Below are 18105 nucleotides of genomic sequence, written 5' to 3'. Positions count from 1 at the left end.
AATACTATGCTAAGTAGAGTTGCAAGTTCGATATATTGGCTGGGGAGATACCTCGAAAGGGCCGAAAATTATTCCAGGTTTATTGATGTGAATTTCAACCTGATGCTTGACCTTCCACCTGACTTGAAAGAGCAGTGGGAACCCTTGGTCATCACCACAGGCGACAATGAAATCTATAAAACCAAGCATAAAAACTTTGAAAGAAAGGATGTTATCCATTTTCTGACATTTGATTCAGATAATCCAAACTCGATCATTTCTTCTATCTCTTATGCCAGAGAAAATGCAAGGGTAATCCGTGAAAACCTAACCAAGGAAACTTGGGAAAATCTAAATGAATTGTATCATTTTGTTTTGAAAAGGGCAGATAAAAAAGATTGGAACAAAGAAGACCCCAGGGCTTTTTTCGAAAGTGTAAAAAATCAGGTTCTCTTACTCTATGGACTTGCTGACAGTACCGTAGCAAGGACAGAAGGCTGGTATTTTAGGCAATTGGGGCTGTTTTTGGAACGGGCAGATAAGACCAGCAGGATTGTAGATGTCAAATATCATATTTTGCTACCAGCACCGAGTTTGGTAGGTAGTCCATTGGATTTCCTTCATTGGACGGCTTTGTTAAAGTCAGTAACAGCTTTTAATACCTATAGAAGGATGTACGGAAATATTGAGCCAGCCAAAGTGGTTGAGTTTCTTATTTTGAATAAGTATTTTCCAAGGTCTGTTTTTTATTGCATCAGAGAGGCAGAGAGTTGTCTTCACAAAATTTCCGGTCTGGCGGATAGCGGTTACAAGAATTCTGCAGAAAAAGCCATCGGGGAATTGAGATCAAACCTGGAATTTACCGATGTGGAAGAAATCATAAACATGGGTCTTCACGAATACCTTGACCAACTCCAAATAAAAATAAATGATGTTTCAAATAAAATAAATACCAACTTCTTCCAAATTAAGGATAACTTTATCAATCAAACACAGATTCAGGAATGACCTTTTGCCTAGGAATAAAAACAAAAAACGGCCTGATTGGCCTATCTGACACCCGCATCACTTCAGGAAACGAAACTACTACTTCCAAAAAAGTCTTTACGGTAAATAGAGAGAAACATTCCTTTTTTATAATGACTTCGGGTTTGCGGTCTGTAAGGGACAAGGCAATCACCTATTTTTCTGAAGTCATTGAAGACCAAGATGCCAACTTTACCAAGCTTTATAAAGCAGTCAATGAATTTGGAAATCAGGTAAAAATTGTTGCAAAAGAGGATAAAGAATATCTAGAAGAATCAGGACTTAAATTCAATTTATTTTCAATTATTGGAGGCCAATTGGAGCATGATAAAGTGCCAAAGCTATATCTGCTTTATCCACAAGGAAATTGGATAGAAATCAGAAGGGGCACGCCTTTTGTCATCATAGGAAATACAGGTGCAGGCAATCCTGTTTTGAGAAGATCCTTGAGTTATGAAGAATCTTTGGATTATGCTTTGAAATGTGCTTTCCTTGCATTTGATGCCACAAGGATTTCAGCCAATGATGTAGATTACCCGATTGATACTGTGATTTTGGAAAATGACACCTATCATACTATTGAAAAAAGGTTTGAGCAAAAAGAACTTGAACATATTTCTGCTTTTTGGAATAACCGGTTAAAGGAAGCGATAAAGGTATTACCGGCGGAAGTTTTGCAAAAAGCTTTTCGGGAGTTTGAAATAGTATGAATTTAAAGAAATGAAATTAAGAATCAGACATTCAACAAGATATACTTACGATCAGAAAGTACAGCTTAATATCCATGAATTTTATCTGATTCCTTTACAACGTTTTTATTTCAAAGTTTTAAACTCAAATTGGACTGTTTTTCCCACTCCTCTTGGGTTTCATGAAAGGATCAATTTTGAGAACAACCCCTACTTTCAAGCTTGGTTTACAGGTGAATCGGATTTTTTGGAAATCAAAAGTGATTTTGAAATAGAAGTTGGGGAGTTTAATCCCTACGGATTTATCATCCAACCGCAACCCGTCTTTCCATTTGAGACCTTTTCTTATCCAGAGGAAGTCAGAGACTATTTAAGGATATATATTGAGGGAGAAAAACTGCCCGGATTGGATGAATTCGTCAAAAGTATAATGAAAGAATCAGATGGTCTTGTAGGTTTTTTAGTTTTGCTTTTGGCCAAAATCCATTCCAATTGGGAACATATCATCCGTCATGAGGAGGGTATTATGCCTTTGGGGGAGATTTTTGAAAGTAAAATTGGTTCTTGCCGTGATTTATCATGGATGCTGATGTCCATGCTGAGAAGTATCGGTTTAGCCTGCAGGTTTGTCAGCGGCTATGCTTTCAACCCTGAATTGGACGCTGGACACGAGCTTCATGCTTGGGTTGAAGTATTTCTTCCCGGAGCTTCTTGGATTGGTTTGGATCCAAGTTTGGGATTATTGGCAGATAGCCGATATATTCCTTTGGCAATCAGCTATGACCCAAAGTTTGCATCGCCGGTTATAGGGAATTACGGCGGCGCCTCTCAGTCTCATTTGACCACTGATGTGGTGATTAAGGTTGTTTGATTTTTTTTAATTAGGAAACACACTGGATTTCATTAATTCGTATTCCTCAATTTGTGTTGATCAGAAGATGATTTTTTACAAGGTATAAGTTCAATCTTTTCCAAGACATACCTTTTTTCAATAGTTTATCTTGACCAAAATGAACAAAATCCAATCTTATTATGTATACAGGATTGTAAAACTACAAAGAAATGAGTCAATCCGGATCAATAATATTTTTCTCCATCTTAATCATCTTTATACTCTTTTTAAGTTGGTATGTGTTTCAGGCTATCAGAACCGTCAGCATGGGAATCGAGCTAATTCGCATCCAACAAATGATTAAATGGTCCTATTGGGCATTTATGTTGAGCTTATTGACTTGGCTAGTATTTAAATCTGTTCAGGTTTTTTCAACGGGAGAATTTGCATCCTCGGCACAGACCCTATCCAGTGTTTTTCTCACCTTGATAGTTACTCAGCTAGTCATTGTTTTAGTCCTTTTTGGAGAAGATATCTTTAGAAATATTCAAGCCATTACGGTTTTTGCAATGAATGGTGCCAAAGGTTATTCCTTTCCATCTAGAACAGTTTGGGTGAGTATTTTGGCCTTGACAGTCGCTTCTGTGCCCCTCTTTAGCTTTGTTTATGGGATCAAGTATGGTAAATACAATTTCAAAGTTCACAGGGAAGTCTTATACTTTGAAGATTTGCCTGAAGCCTTTGATGGCTTTACCATTACGCAGATTTCTGACATCCATTCTGGAAGCTTAAAGGACCACAAAGCCGTGGCAAGTGGGGTTCAGATGGTATTGGACCAAAAATCTGATCTTTTTGTTTTTACAGGTGATCTGGTCAACCATAGGGCAGATGAAATTGAACCGCTGATTAAAGAATTTTCAAAAATAAAGGCAAAATATGGTCAGTTTTCAATCTTGGGAAACCACGACTACGGGGATTATTCCTCATGGCCAAGCCCTGAAGCAAAAAAAGAAAACTTTGAAAAATTGAAGGGACAGCATGCAAAGCTAGGTTTTGATTTGCTCTTGGATGAAAATATCAGGATACAAAAAGACGGGCAATCTATCGTAATTGCAGGAGTTGAAAATTGGGGAGTTGGATTCAAAGAAAAAGGCGATTTGCAAAAATCATTGAAAGGAACTGAAAACGGGGATTTCAAAATTTTGCTTTCCCACGATCCATCCCATTGGGATGCCCAAGTCAAAAACAATCCTAATCCTGTTCATCTGACACTTTCAGGACATACCCACGGTATGCAGTTTGGTATTGAAACCCAATTGGTCAAATGGAGCCCTGTCCAATACCGATATCCCAATTGGGCCGGATTGGCAGAAGAAGCCGGAAGATACTTATATGTCAATAGGGGTTTTGGTTTTCATGCTTTTGCCGGAAGGGTAGGTATATGGCCGGAGATCACTGTGATCGAATTAAAGAAAGGGAAAAAACCAGCTCCAATCCATTTGGCTTCTGCTAAAAATTAGGTAAGTTACATCTGAACAAAACATTCTTTTCTTGGTTTTTGATTCATGTTTTGGTCAATTGTAATTTTGATGTCATTCATTTTGGGAGAAAAAGAAAATCTAACCCTTGAAGATTTGAGATGGAAAAACCGCATTGTAATCTATTTTCCCGCAAAGCACCATTACCCTCAATTTGACCTTAAATCTTTGGAAGATGAACTTTCTGAAAGGAAAATTATTTTTTTATCAATTCCTGAGCATATCCAATCCAATACCGCTGTTTCGTTTGATAAAAATTATTTGAATGCCTTAAGGGAAAATCTTTCTTCTTCAATAGCTGAGGGTAATTGGATTTTGATTGGATTGGATGGGGGAATTAAATTGAACAAAAAAGGAGAACCTGATTGGGATTATATTTTTAGGACTATTGATTCAATGCCAATGAGGCAATTGGAAATCAAAAGGATTAAATGAAAAGAATTTGATTGTTAATCTTTTAAATAATAGTATGTTTTTTAGCTTGAATACTTAAAAAATACCCTGATTAGGTTATTTTTTAAAGGTGCTTAAATTTTTAATTTTGACTGAATTTAAATTTTACTTAATGAAATTTTACTATTTATCCACAATCGCCAACAAAGAAGGAGAGTTCGAAATACACCATCGTGAATGTTCGAAAATACCAACATTCCAAGAAAGGATATATTTAGGACCATTTAATAATGGTCAAGAAGCTATAAATCAAGCGATTAAAACAAATCCAAAATCTGTAATTTGCAAAACTTGTCAAAGTACATCGATGGTACCAAAATTTTCACGTTTTAGCGATTCTGATTCTAGACAATCCAAATCTTAGTATTGGTCAAGCAGGTATTGTATCACATCCGTTGTGGTTACAATTCCTTTCAGTTCATCTCCTGCCACTACAGGTAAAGCGTGAAATTCCTCATTTGCAAAGATTTCAGCAATATCTTTTATTGAATCCTCTTCTGAAACGACTTTTGGTTTGGCTGTCATAACCTGATTGATACTAAGGATTTCTAAAACAGCTTCGTCAGCTCCTTCCTGGTTTTCGAATAATGCACCAAAGGTCAACCTATTGATATCAGTTCGGCTGATGATTCCGCTAATTTTTTTTCCGGACAGCACAGGTATATGTCTAATTTTATGTTTTCTAAACATCTCTACAACCTTGGATAGTTTTTCATTCTCCTGAACTGTATATACATCCTTGGTCATTATTTCCTTTACAGGTTCTCGCTTTTTCATGATTTTTAGGTTTATTTTATTACTCTAATGTACAAGGATGTAAAAAACCTTAACCTGATTAAAGTCATATTCAAAGTTGATTTTGAGCTTAATTGATTAAAAAAAAGGTTTTTTATAGTTGTTTTTCTTTTTCATTAGGATAAAAAGTAACAAAATCCACTTGTATTTTAGAATTATTCAGGAAAATACTATTTTCGAATCCAAATCGGGGTGTGGCGCAGTCCGGTAGCGTACACGTCTGGGGGGCGTGTGGTCGCAGGTTCAAATCCTGTCACCCCGACAATATTTAATTTTAAGGTCTCAACCAATTAGGTTGAGATTTTTTTTTTGATTTATTGTATCAGCCTTTTTCTTTGACTTTAATAAGCTTTGATATTCAAAAGCATTCAATTTTTTTCAGAAGAATAAAAACAGGAATCCTATTTTTTGAAAAAGGAAATTAGTAAGAAGAGGTTGAAATCTAAAATTATATTATAAATGATAATTTTTTTTAATTGACAAAATCTTATTATTGAAAAAAGCATATAAAAAATAATTAAAAGTAAAAAATATATGAGAATAGGTAATTAAAAATTATTTTTAACGAAATAGTATTGTTTATAACTTTCTGAATAAACATAGATTAGTGTCAATTAGTGACCATTTTAGAATGTGTTTAATTTTATGGTGTTAATATATTGTTATTATTAATTTTTTTAAATACAAAAATTTGTTTAATAAATACTAATTAATGATATTAAAGTTCGTTGAATAATAAAATATTAAAAAATTAACGCTATAAATAATTCTTTTTTAAAAATCAACTAATTATAATATATCAATAAAAAATACACAAAACAAAAAATATAATATCCTATTACATGAAAAAATATAAAAAATCAAATAATTTAGAAGCCTATTTCGAGCTCGTCGGTTACTCTACATTTTATTCTTACAGAAAACCGATAGGTTATTTCAATTCCTCATAAAAGAAATACTGAATTAATTTGAAAGGATTTTTAGGTCACACCTTTTTAAATTAAAATTTTAATTTATTATTTAAATTTTGTTCAAACCATATAACTGATTAAATATGAATTTTATTTATACCTTAAAAGAAAACATTTGTTCATTTCGGACATGGGTGTTTTTTTTCATATTAGCTCTAATTTTAATCCCTCCTCCTTCAATAGGAAAGGATATAGAGAAAGATTTTGGGTCCAATGGTGCTATTGCAAATTTGGTTTTGATTTATTCCGATGAAACTTTATCTCTTCCACTTGTTGGGTTTAGTGAAACAATTCAAGGTGCGGTTGATTTAGCATCAGATGGTAATGTTTTGGTTGTCTTCCCGGGTACCTATTCGGAGACCATATCTATTTCAAAAAATATTATTCTTCAAGGTGCGAATGTTGGTGTAAATCCAAATACAGGTACAAGGGTTATTGAATCTATTATTTCTGATGGAAACATTAATATCCTTGGCTCGAATATTGTTACGATAGATGGCTTTCACATATTCCAAACAAATACTGTAACGCCGATTTCCTTAGGGGGAAGTGCAGAAGTAATATTTCAAAACAATATCCTTGAACGATTTGGTAGTACTACTGGAAGTACTGTAAGGGGTATAGAAATATCAAATGGAGCTGGAGTAAAGGATATTAGAAACAATAAATTTACAGGAGATGTTTCTGGAGGACTTTTTAGTGGACACAAAACTTGGAATTCCGGTATTTTTCTTAACGGTCCGTTAAGTTTGATCAATATTGATGATAACGTCTTTGAAAATTGTAGAACCGCCATCAACATTGATGACATGGGTTCTGGGATAACCTTATCAGGAAACATTTTCCAAAATAGTGGATCCTTCCTTTCATTTGGAGGAACAACACCTACTACAGGTTCTTATACTTTTGAAGCCAATGAGTTCAAGACCCTGATAAGTACATTTGTAAATCTTTCTAATGTTTCGACAGATTTCAGACTGGATATCAGTGCAGGAACTTATAATGGGACAGCTTTTAGTGCATTGTCGCTAGCAACACTTTTTGGAATAGAGAGTACTATGTACCATCGAAATAGAAGTGGTAGAAATGGATTGGTATATTATGTTCCCGGAAATCAATATGTCCTAAATGCTGTCAATAATAGTATTCAAAGTGCTATAGATTATGGCGCCACTAATGATATAATCAATGTACAGGAAGGGACATATTCTCAAAACTTAATTGTTAACAAACCTCTTGGGTTTAAGGGCGCTAATTTTGGAATCAATCCAAACACGGGGACAAGAGTTGCAGAATCCATCTTGAATGGAACATTCTCCTTGCAAAGCAGTGGAATCAACATAGATGGATTTACTGTAACGGGAGCAGGTGCCGCATTTGCAGCGGGAGGCGCAGGTCCTTGGAGCAATGTTTCTTTGACTAACAACGTTGCTGATGCCAATACAGGTCAGCAAACTATCGTATATGGTTTTGCCTCCGGTGCTGTAACAACATCAATTGGAGCTCAAAATTGGGAGGTAAGCAATAATCGAATTGTTGACATTCAATCAGCGAATGCAACTGCTTTGGCATTATTTAATATTGATGGACTTATTGTAAATGGAAATATTATAGAACATGCAAATAGTTCCTTTACCGGCCGTCGTGGAATTAACCTTGATGGCAGTATCAATGTGACGGTTTCAGGAAATACTATTGATATGGGAGATATTGCCCCTAGTGCTTTAACCAATGCACCATTTGGAATTCAGATTTCCATGAGTGATAGGGCAGTTTCAAACATTACCATCAGCGGCAACAGCTTTACTAGGACATATTCCGCAGTTGTGGGATTGAGTCAAAGAAATCTTTCTGGTGTCCTGATTGAAAACAATGATGTGTCTGATGTATTTAGGGCCTTCACATTCAACTCAGGCGGAGCAGTTCCTGTTGCAAACGGGACCAATATGGCCAATATTACAATTAACGGTAATTTGGTAGACGCTTCAGATTTTGCAGTTTGGCTTAGAAATCTCCATTCAGGCGCAGGAACAGGCCCAGTATCTTTTACAAATATTTCGGTATCTGAAAATTCATTTATAGGAGGTTCTTTTACTGTCGATACTGATCTCAATGTAACCGATGGCCCTGTTTCAGGAACATGTAACTGGTATGGATCTAGTGATTTCGAAAGTGTCGATGCCTTGGTTTCAGGTGCGATTAATTTTGTTCCTTTCTTGACCAACGGTACAGATAATGTACCATCTGTTATTGGTTTTCAGCCTGTTCCGAACGCGTGTAACGGGATAGCCCCTGTCCGTGTTTATTCTGATGGAACAGAAACTACTTTATTAAGCAGCCATGGAACAATCCAGGAAGGTGTAAATGCGGCGGTGACTGGTAATGTTGTGAGGGTCGATGCAGGGACATATGTTGAAAATGTCATAGTTACAAAAGATCTTGAAATCAGGGGTGCCAACTATGGTATTGACCCGAATACAAGCGCTCGTGGTCCGGAATCAATTGTTCAAGGATCTTCTAGTACAAGTAGGGCTTTTCAGGTAACTTGTTTGAACACAACCACCAATGTAAGTGTCGATGGATTCTTATTTGAATTGGGAAGTCCTTTGCATGATGGTAATGACACTGGAAACGGACCTAGCAACTGCGATGTGAGTTTTACAAATAATCTTGTTCAAAATGCGAATGCAATTTACTATGGGCAAGGAACTTCTTGGAAAAATGTTTTAATCAGTAACAACTTATTCCAAGACATTAATGCCACACCAACAACAAGTGCGTTGCAATTATTAGGAGGATCTTTGTCTGCTACAATTACAGACAACGTTTTCAATAATATCAACTACTCTGCGATTTCATCAGGATCGATTCCTTCGGTTACCATTTCAGGGAACGCAATTGATGGCACAGGAAATACAGGAATTCAGTTGGCAAATGAAATCGGAGATGCAATAGTCCAGAATAATTCAATTAACAATGCCAACAATATTTCCCAAGAGGTTGGAAGAGGTGCTATCCGACTTTATGGCTCTAGTTTTACTGGAACAGTGTTGGTAAAGAATAACACCATAACAGGTGGGTATACTGGAATTGCTGTTCGTGATGGTGAAAATATTTCTGGAAAGGATATAACAATTACAGAAAACAGCATAACAGGTCTTTTAGGAGGAAAAGCAATTTACAATGGTGCAATTTCTGGAGAACTTAATGCAACCTGTAATTGGTTTGGATCTGTTGATTTTACCGAAGTTAACAACCTTATAAGCGGAACTGTGAATTTTGTTCCATTCCTGACAAATGGTACTGATAATGAGCCTTCAATTTTGGGCTTTCAGCCAGTTGCAAATGCGTGTGGTGGTGTTGCACCGGTACGCGTTTATTCAGATGTTACAGAGACAACTTTGCTCAGCAGCCATGGCACAATTCAAGCCGGGGTTGATGCTGCAGTTGCCGGAAACTTGGTGAAAGCAGATGCTGGCACTTATGTTGAAAATGTATTGGTAAACAAATCAATTTTTATCCGCGGATCGAATTTTGGTATCAATCCAAACACGGGGACAAGAGTTGCAGAATCCATCTTGAATGGAACATTCTCTTTACAAAGCAGCGGTATCAATATTGATGGATTTACAGTAACTGGAGCAGGAGCTGCATTTGCAGCGGGAGGAGCAGGTCCTTGGAGCAATGTGTCTTTGACAAACAACGTTGCAGAAGGTAATACCGGTCAACAGACAATTGTATATGGTTTTGCTTCGGGTGCTGTTACAACTTCCATCGGAGCTGAAAATTGGACTGTGAGCAATAACCGTATCACTGATATCCAATTTGCGGATGCAACAGCTATTGCTCTGTTCAACATTACAGGTTTAACAATCAGCAACAACACGATTTTACATTCCAATGCCTCTTTCAATGGTCGCAGGGGCATGAATATCGATGGATCTCGGGATGTAGTAATCAGTGGAAATACTGTCGATCTTGGGATAGTTAGCCCGTTGTTTGACAATTCTGACGGTACATTTAACAAAGCCAGGTATTCACTTCAACTATCTGCAAGCAACCGTTCTGTAAGCAATGTTTCTGTTTCGGAAAACACTTTCGGTGGCGCTTATGACGGCATTATCACATTAGGCAATGGAGAATTCTCCGGAATAAATTTGTTGTCCAATGAGATTTCAAATGTGGTAATAGCCATAAGAACCCAAGCAGGCACGAATACTCCAACTGGTTCGCACAGCAATTTTACGATCAGCAACAATAAAATCAGCAGTTCAAACAGAAGCATATTCCTCCAAAGCGGAGGAGCTGGGACAATAGATCCTTACAATGCGATGAGCATAACTGAAAACAGTTTGTTGAGGTCAAGTGCAGGAGCTGCTTTGGAAATTGATGCTATCGCGGTAATTACAGATGGAAACGTAGCCGCCAATTGTAACTGGTTTGGTTCAGCCGATTTTGCGGTTGTTGACGATTTGGTAACTGGTGCCATCACTTTCGAACCTTTCTTAACTGATGGTACCGATAATGCGCTAGGAACCATAGGTTTTCAGCCTGTACCGGGTAAATGTAATGGTACAGCAATTCCTCCATTGAGCATTGTGAGCTTTACTTTAATCAATGCAGGAACGGACACGGATATTTTGACTATTACAGATGGGCTTCAAATTAGTCAGAGTCAAGTTCAAGGGCTTAGTCTAAATATTAGGGCTAACACTAATCCGGCTGTGGTAGGAAGTGTATTTATGACTCTCTCAGGTCCTGTAAATCGTTCAACAACTGAAAATGTGGCACCTTATGCACTGTTTGGGGATTCAAATGGTAATTTTAATGGACGTACACTTCCACTTGGAAACTACACATTGACCTCTCAAGCATATTCAGGAACAAACAGAAATGGTACAGCAGGTACTTTATCTTCTATACAGTTCTCAATTGTAGCAGCACCTGTTCCTGTAACCGGAATAACATCCTCCCCGTCATCATCCTCACTTGTTGTCGGCAATACACTTCAGGTAACGGCAACAGTCTTGCCTTCCAATGCTACCAATAAAACAGTTAATTGGTCGACTTCTGACCCTGGAGTGGCATCAGTGAGTAACAGTGGATTGGTTTCTGCATTAAACCCTGGAGAGACTATCATAACTGCTACAACTCAAGATGGAGGCTTTACAGCCATAACCTTAGTGACAGTAACGGAAAATAATCCTCCATTAAGCATTGTAAGCTTTACTTTGATCAATGCCGGAACAGATTCTGATATATTGACAATCACTGACGGTCTTCAGATAAGTCAAAGCCAAACTCAAGGGCTAAGTCTGAATATCAGAGCGAATACCTTCCCGTCAGTTGTAGGTAGTGTCTTTATGACCTTATCTGGTCCTGTAAACCGATCTGTGACTGAAAATGTAGCTCCATATGCTCTCTTTGGAGATAACAATGGAAATTATAATGGACGGACATTACCTGTTGGGAACTATACGCTAACTGCTCGGGCCTATTCTTCTTCAAACAGAGGAGGAACGGCGGGTGCTATCAAGACCATTAATTTTTCTATCATAAGTGGTTCATTTAGGATCAACGGAAACCAAGATGAAAGCGGTACCTACAGTGAGTCTAAAGAAAATGATTCTGTGATAGAAAAAGGTCCACAACAGAGGGATGGTTTGGGTGTTAACAAGATTTATCCAAATCCTGTTGAAGACAAAATCAACCTTGAACTTTCAAATATGGGAATTGAGCGTGTTGAAATCACGATCTTTGACATGAAAGGTGTTCAATTGTTGAACCAAGAGTATGATTCTGAAAACGGATCTTTGGTCTTGGAGATTGCTAACCTTAGGTTGAAACCTGGAACTCATGTTCTCTTGGTTAATACCAACGGCTACCAACAGGTCTTTAAGTTCTTGAAAAAGTAAGCTTAACCCTTTGATTTAAAATTCAGCCTCCAAGGTCATTGTTTGATTTTGGAGGCTTTTTTTATGTTGAATTATATGCCACAAATTAATGCTTCCCTACCACTCTAAGGATAAAATCTGGGTTTTGTTGAGATTAAGGCAAATGGGATCCTAAAAAAATCGACTGAAGTCGATTATTCCAAGTTTTCTTGTCCATTTTGAAAAGAATTGTAAAAAAAGTGACCAACCATTTAGAAAAATCAGATGTTTTCCCAATAAATCAGCTAGAATTTGACCTTTAAGAAATGAAATAAGATCAAAAAAAAGTCTCTATCACCCAAACTTCATCGTAAAAACAGTCCTTTGTCCGGGAATTGACTCCACTTCAAGATTTCCTTTGTGAAGGTTCATGATCTGACGGGAAATGGCCAAACCGATACCGCTGCCGGATTTTTTGGTAGTGAAAAAAGGGACAAAAATCCTTTCCAAGGCTTCAGGAACAATCCCTTCTCCATAATCTATCACTTGTATAAATGGGAAAGATTGGCTGTTTATTCCTGACTTTAGAATAATCGTTTTTGTGTTTGATTTTTCCATGGCCTCTTTTGCATTTTTCACCAGGTTAATCAAAATCATCTGTATCAAATCCTGATCAGCCAACAATTCAAGTTCTTTTGGACTTATTTCTGTCTGAAGCTGTATTCCTGATTTCGCCAATTCTTCCTTCAGCAAAACACAGATGTTTTCAAATAACTGTTGGACAGCAAATCTCTTTAAAACCGGCTGTGGGATGTTGGTGTAATCCCTGTATGCATTTACAAAATCAACCAATCCGGAACTGCGTTTGGAGATGGTTTCCAGGCCTTCACATAGGTCAACATAACTGTCTTTCTCAAGGATCAATTCCCCTGTTTCCTCCTCGTGGATATCTTCCTCCAGGATAGTTCCCAATGAATTTGCAAGACTCGCTATCGGCGTCATTGAATTCATGATTTCATGGCGGAGGACTTTGGTCAGATTTTGCCATGCCTCTAATTCATTCTTTTGTAATTCAGAACGAATATTTTGAAAAGAAAGTAAAGTCCAACTGTTGCCTTCCATTTTGAAAGAAGCTGACTGCACGTTAAGATGGAGTTCGTTGTTGATTTTGATAGAAAATGAACCCCCCGGCTTCAGAGAAAGGACATTTTTTAATAAATCAATAGATAACTTCCCCAAATCGTTGATGTCTTTGAATTGCGGTATCTGAAGCAGCTGCTTGGCTTCTCCATTGATCACACCGATTCGTCCCTGACTATCAAAAGACAATATCCCAGTATTGATATGCTGGATCATGATCTGGAGAAAAAGCATTTGCTCTTCCTTTTCTGCCCTTGTTTTTTTGAATGCCTCAATGACTTCATTGAAAGACATGTTCATTTCTTTAAATGAATTTCCAAGTTTGCTGTCTTTGGTAAATGATGATGAAAAATCAGAATAACGGATTGATTCCAAAAACCGGGTTATTTTCCTGTTTGTGGTATTTCCATAAGAAATCAGATTGAGTACCAAAAAGAAAACAATTACTGAAAACATAATGGTTTGAACCATGGACTGTTCTTTAAAGAAAAAAAACAGGCCCAAATAGGCAAAGACCACGATCAGCAAAACACGAATTAAAATACCTATTGAAAATGACCTAAAGCCCATACCTTTCCAATCTTCTATACAATGATGACCTGGTCAATCCCAATTCTTCAGCCGCTCTGGTGATATGGCCGTTGTGTTTTTGAAGGGCTTTTCTGATCAATATTTTTTCTACATCTTCTATATTCAAATGGTCTAAGCTGACCAATTCCTCTTGTTTTTCAGGACTAAGCTGCTTTTGCATAAATAAGTCCTCAGGCTGTAACACACCATGAGTAGTCATGATAACTGCCCGTTCGATGCTGTGCTGAAGTTCACGGATATTTCCAGGCCAATGATATTTTTGCATGCGTTTGATCAATGCTTCACCGGCTTTTCGGATTTCTTTATTGTATTTTTTAGAATAGACCTCGATAAAATGATTGGCAAGATGTGGGATATCTTCCAATCTCTCCCGCAGGGGAGGCAAGGTAATTTCGATCGTATTGATTCTATAGAGTAAATCCTGCCTGAATGTATTCTCATAGACCATGCTGTGGATAGGCATATTGGTGGCAGAAATCAACCTGATATTTACAGGAATTGCTTTATTGGCACCTACACGGGTTACTTCTCTATTTTGTAATGCAGCCAAAAGTTTAGATTGGAGAGGGAGAGGGAGATTTCCGATCTCATCCAAAAACAATGTGCCTTTATTTGCCTGCTCAAATCTTCCTGCCCTGTCTTCCTTGGCATCTGTAAATGAACCTCTTTTGTGTCCGAAAAGCTCGCTTTCAAAAAGAGTAGTTGTAATAGATCCCAAATCCACGCCTATAAATGCCTCGCGGTGTCTTTTGGAATGCCTATGAATGGCACGGGCAATCATTTCTTTTCCTGTACCGTTTTCTCCCAAAATCAACACATTGGCATCAGTAGCAGCGACTCTCTCTATTGTTTCAAAGACCTTGACCATGGAAGAACTTTGTCCGATGATGTCTTTGAATTTGCTGTCTATGTCTTGATAGAGTTGTTGCTGTTGGGTTTTTAATTGAGATATCTCAAGTTTTGATTGTCTCAGCTGAAGCGCTGAGTTCAGTGTTGCGAGTAATTTTTCATTCTCCCAAGGTTTCAAAACAAAGTCTGTTGCACCTTCTTTGATGGCTTTAACGGCCGTATTCACATCCCCGTATGCCGTAATCAATACGACCACTGCAGAAGAATCAAGTTCCAAAATCCTGTCCAACCAATAGAATCCTTCCTGTCCGCTGCTGACATCTTTGGTAAAATTCATATCCAAAAGGATCACATCGTATTGCTCATTGATAATGAGTACTGGCAGTAGACCTGGATTGGTTTCTGTATCCACTTGACCAAAGTGCCTCTTTAAAAATATTTTGGCAGCTTTTAACAAATCCTCGTTGTCATCGACGATGAGGATTTTACCTGGTTTGTTTTCTTTCATAAAATTAGACAAGAGATATTAGACGTGAGATGTGAGACATGGATACACGAGATTTGAGAAAGAGTGAAGTATATAGAGGCAAAGCAATTTTTTTAACAGCCGAAATAAATTGCTTTTGATCTTCATTTTAGAAAGGACCATCGCACTTCACATTTCGTATTTCCTACTTCAGAATGCCAAAACTTGTACCGAAATGATACAAACGGACAATATCATTTCAAAATCGCTCAATGGATTGAATTTAAGCAGTTTTTATTAAATCTATAGGAAATTTTTTCCACGAATAATTGCACTGATTTATTCATTCTTTGGTCGCAGGCGGACGTTTTTGTTCGAAAAATCTCAAGCTAAAAATAGGATATGCCCTTTTTGGTTGTTTTTGAGCGGTTTTTTTGATGGCATGTTAATTGGCTATTGAGAGTCAAAGTAAAACTGAAAATTTATAATGGATAGGAAGATTGAGAAAAAGACGTGGACTCCAAAGTTCATCGCTATCATCACAGGAAGCACACTCCTGTTGGCCTTTATCATTTACCAATTGTTTTTTGCCGACTCAAGGTCTTCTATGAATGTCAATAAGGACAGGATTACCATTGCCACTGTCATAGAAGGAGAATACACTGATTACATTCCGGTAAGCGGGACGATTGAACCAGGGGAAGTTTTTTTCTTAGATGCTTTAGAAGGTGGTAATATTTCAAAAATTATCCGAGAATCAGGTGCCATAGTCGATAGAGGTGACACGATATTGTTACTTTCTAATAGCAAACTGCAATTGGAGGTGATGGAAAGGGAATCAGGCCTCTACTTCCAAATTAACAACCTCAGACAAGTCAGGCTTCAGTTGGATCAAAATGATTTAAGCCAACAAGGGCAACTTGCCGAAATTGATTATCAAATCAGCCTGCTTAAACCTCAATACGAAAGGTTTAAGGAACTTCATTCCAAAAAACTGGTATCAGATCGTGAATTTGAAGAGGTGAAAGAACAATATGAGTACAATGTCAAAAGAAGAAAATTGACATACGTGGCCTATAGAAATGATTCAGTTTCAAGAGTAGCTCAAAAACGACAGCTTTATGATTCTGAAAACAGAATGAATCAGTCTCTCAATGGAGTAGGTCACATTCTCGATAACCTTGTTGTCAGGGCTCCGATTTCTGGTCAGTTATCTACCCAGCAAATTGAGGTTGGACAATCTATCAATGCCGGGGAGCGATATGGTCAGATTGATATTCTGGATAAATTCAAAGTAAAAGTACAGATAGACGAATTGTACCTTCCAAGGATAAGTACAGGATTAAAAGGCACTTTCACATTCTCTGGAAGCAGTTACGAACTTGAAATCGATAAAATCTATCCCAATGTCACAGGTGGAAGATTTGAGGTCGACATGGTTTTTACAGGGGAGACACCATCCGGAATCCGAAGGGGACAAACAGTAAGAATTGGCCTTGAACTTGGCGAAAGCAAACAAGCCATCTTATTACCAACAGGAGGGTTTTACAAAGATACAGGAGGGAATTGGGTATTTGTCGTGGATGAGTCTACCGGCATTGCGGAAAAGCGAAACATTAGGCTAAACCGTAAAAATCCAGAACATTATGAAGTAATCGAAGGTCTCAAGCCGGGCGACCGCGTCATCGTCAGTGGATATGAGAATTTTGGAAAAAATGAGGTTTTGAATTTGAAGTAGCGGGAAGTAAGTCGAAAGGCACTTGTTGGCTTCAGGCAATGTAAATATCTCAGTCCGATTAAAGAATTTAGTTGTATTGATTATTTAATAAACGATTAAGCCATTTGTCAGATTAATTCCTGTGTTGAAAATTTTGAATGAAAAACCACAAATTATCAGAAAAAATTTAACTATCCATTGCTCATTGCAGATCGCAAGTGTATCAAAAAACAATAATAAAACTTATAAATTAATCAGCACATCATACCACACGAATCATGGAAAACATCATTAAAACCGTCAATCTCCGAAAACTCTACACTACGGAGGAAGTAGAAACCACAGCACTGGACGATATCCAGATAGAAATCAAAAAAGGAGAATTCGTCGCCATCATGGGCCCATCAGGTTGTGGCAAATCTACTTTGCTTAACATCATCGGACTGCTTGACAATCCCGATTCAGGCCAATATTATTTCATCGAAAATGAGGTTGCCAAATTTTCTGAAAGACAACGCTCTCAGTTGAGAAAGGGAAATATCGGTTTCGTATTCCAAAGCTTTAACCTCATCGACGAATTGACTGTATTTGAAAATGTTGAACTTCCACTTCTGTACCTCAAAACACCTGCAGACGAAAGGAAAAGAAGGGTAGAAGAAGTTTTGGGCAGAATGAACATCATGCATCGAAAAGACCACTTTCCGCAACAACTTTCAGGTGGTCAGCAACAGAGGGTAGCTATCGCCCGTGCCATTGTCGCTAAACCTTCAGTGATCCTTGCCGATGAACCTACAGGAAATCTTGATTCAGCAAACGGCGAAGAAGTCATGAGGCTTTTGGAAGAATTGAATAATGAAGGAACCACCATTGTGATGGTAACACACTCCCCTCATGATGCGAACTATGCCCACCGTATCATCAATCTATTCGATGGAAAAGTGGTGACTGAGAATATCAGGGAGCAGTTTCATATTTGAAAAATAGATATAAGACACAAGACTTTTGTTACCTGGTAATTTCAAAAGCAGTATTTATAATTGATTGTCTTAGATACATACTTTATCAAGAGAGATTCTCAAAACATTGTTAATCTCTCTTGATTTGAACCTAGTTAAAGAGGCTATTCGGCTTTTCCCGATTGTTGAAGATTTTTATTTCTGTACCTAGAAAGCTGCATACAGCTAGC

The 18105-nt window shown here is 37.5% G+C and carries 11 protein-coding genes and 1 tRNA gene; 9 read left to right on the top strand and 3 right to left on the bottom strand.

Annotation, left to right across the window (positions count from 1 at the left end):
• The first annotated feature begins 6 nt into the window (after window positions 1–6).
• From NU887_RS09990 to NU887_RS09970, 5 genes are all read left to right on the top strand, one after another.
• Window positions 7–987, top strand: a complete 981-nt coding sequence (locus NU887_RS09990) for an alpha-E domain-containing protein (protein ID WP_258423221.1) — start codon at window positions 7–9, stop codon at window positions 985–987.
• Window positions 984–1715 carry a proteasome-type protease gene (locus NU887_RS09985; protein WP_258423220.1) on the top strand — a complete coding sequence of 244 codons (732 nt, stop codon included), beginning with the start codon at window positions 984–986 and terminating at the stop codon, window positions 1713–1715. Before NU887_RS09990 ends, NU887_RS09985 begins: the two co-directional genes overlap by 4 nt.
• Window positions 1716–1725: 10 nt before the next feature.
• Window positions 1726–2565 (top strand): transglutaminase family protein, encoded by an 840-nt coding sequence (locus tag NU887_RS09980; RefSeq protein WP_258423219.1) that lies wholly within the window; start codon window positions 1726–1728, stop codon window positions 2563–2565.
• 191 nt (window positions 2566–2756) lie between these two features.
• A complete protein-coding gene (locus NU887_RS09975) occupies window positions 2757–4046 on the top strand; it encodes a metallophosphoesterase (protein ID WP_258423218.1) in 1290 nt (429 codons plus the stop codon).
• A gap of 69 nt (window positions 4047–4115) precedes the next feature.
• Entirely contained in the window at window positions 4116–4499 is a 384-nt protein-coding gene (locus NU887_RS09970) for a DUF4174 domain-containing protein (protein WP_258423217.1), read from the top strand.
• 378 nt (window positions 4500–4877) lie between these two features.
• Here NU887_RS09970 and NU887_RS09965 read toward each other — a convergent pair whose 3' ends face one another.
• Entirely contained in the window at window positions 4878–5294 is a 417-nt protein-coding gene (locus tag NU887_RS09965; protein WP_258423216.1) for a CBS domain-containing protein, read from the bottom strand.
• Window positions 5295–5500: 206 nt separating this feature from the next.
• Between NU887_RS09965 and NU887_RS09960 the strand changes: the two genes are divergently transcribed.
• A tRNA-Pro gene (locus tag NU887_RS09960) sits at window positions 5501–5574 on the top strand.
• 945 nt (window positions 5575–6519) lie between these two features.
• Window positions 6520–12198 (top strand): right-handed parallel beta-helix repeat-containing protein, encoded by a 5679-nt coding sequence (locus tag NU887_RS09955; protein ID WP_258423215.1) that lies wholly within the window; start codon window positions 6520–6522, stop codon window positions 12196–12198.
• 312 nt (window positions 12199–12510) lie between these two features.
• Here NU887_RS09955 and NU887_RS09950 read toward each other — a convergent pair whose 3' ends face one another.
• Both NU887_RS09950 and NU887_RS09945 read right to left on the bottom strand, forming a co-directional pair.
• Window positions 12511–13752 (bottom strand): sensor histidine kinase, encoded by a 1242-nt coding sequence (locus NU887_RS09950; protein WP_258423214.1) that lies wholly within the window; start codon window positions 13750–13752, stop codon window positions 12511–12513.
• Window positions 13753–13855: 103 nt separating this feature from the next.
• Window positions 13856–15244: a sigma-54-dependent transcriptional regulator gene (locus tag NU887_RS09945; protein WP_258423213.1), complete on the bottom strand. Its 1389-nt coding sequence runs from the start codon at window positions 15242–15244 to the stop codon at window positions 13856–13858.
• Window positions 15245–15689: 445 nt separating this feature from the next.
• On the opposite strand from NU887_RS09945, the gene NU887_RS09940 reads away from it, so the two are divergent.
• Window positions 15690–16940 carry an efflux RND transporter periplasmic adaptor subunit gene (locus NU887_RS09940; RefSeq protein WP_258423212.1) on the top strand — a complete coding sequence of 417 codons (1251 nt, stop codon included), beginning with the start codon at window positions 15690–15692 and terminating at the stop codon, window positions 16938–16940.
• A gap of 257 nt (window positions 16941–17197) precedes the next feature.
• On the top strand, window positions 17198–17896 hold the full coding sequence (locus NU887_RS09935; RefSeq protein ID WP_258423211.1) for an ABC transporter ATP-binding protein: 699 nt from the start codon (window positions 17198–17200) through the stop codon (window positions 17894–17896).
• Window positions 17897–18105 lie beyond the last annotated feature (209 nt).

This window comes from Aquiflexum gelatinilyticum, from assembly GCF_024741135.1.
In the GTDB taxonomy this organism is placed as follows: Bacteria; Bacteroidota; Bacteroidia; order Cytophagales; family Cyclobacteriaceae; genus Cognataquiflexum; species Cognataquiflexum gelatinilyticum.
This window is presented reverse-complemented; position numbering and strand designations above follow the sequence as displayed.

Excerpts from the sequence above, each read along its gene's own strand:
- NU887_RS09965 (WP_258423216.1), bottom strand. The coding sequence starts at position 5,294 with ATGAAAAAGCGAGAACCTGTAAAGGAAATAATGACCAAGGATGTATAT.
- NU887_RS09945 (WP_258423213.1), bottom strand. The coding sequence starts at position 15,244 with ATGAAAGAAAACAAACCAGGTAAAATCCTCATCGTCGATGACAACGAG.
- NU887_RS09990 (WP_258423221.1), top strand. The coding sequence starts at position 7 with ATGCTAAGTAGAGTTGCAAGTTCGATATATTGGCTGGGGAGATACCTC.
- NU887_RS09985 (WP_258423220.1), top strand. The coding sequence starts at position 984 with ATGACCTTTTGCCTAGGAATAAAAACAAAAAACGGCCTGATTGGCCTA.
- NU887_RS09980 (WP_258423219.1), top strand. The coding sequence starts at position 1,726 with ATGAAATTAAGAATCAGACATTCAACAAGATATACTTACGATCAGAAA.
- NU887_RS09970 (WP_258423217.1), top strand. The coding sequence starts at position 4,116 with ATGTCATTCATTTTGGGAGAAAAAGAAAATCTAACCCTTGAAGATTTG.
- NU887_RS09940 (WP_258423212.1), top strand. The coding sequence starts at position 15,690 with ATGGATAGGAAGATTGAGAAAAAGACGTGGACTCCAAAGTTCATCGCT.
- NU887_RS09935 (WP_258423211.1), top strand. The coding sequence starts at position 17,198 with ATGGAAAACATCATTAAAACCGTCAATCTCCGAAAACTCTACACTACG.
- NU887_RS09950 (WP_258423214.1), bottom strand. The coding sequence starts at position 13,752 with ATGTTTTCAGTAATTGTTTTCTTTTTGGTACTCAATCTGATTTCTTAT.
- NU887_RS09975 (WP_258423218.1), top strand. The coding sequence starts at position 2,757 with ATGAGTCAATCCGGATCAATAATATTTTTCTCCATCTTAATCATCTTT.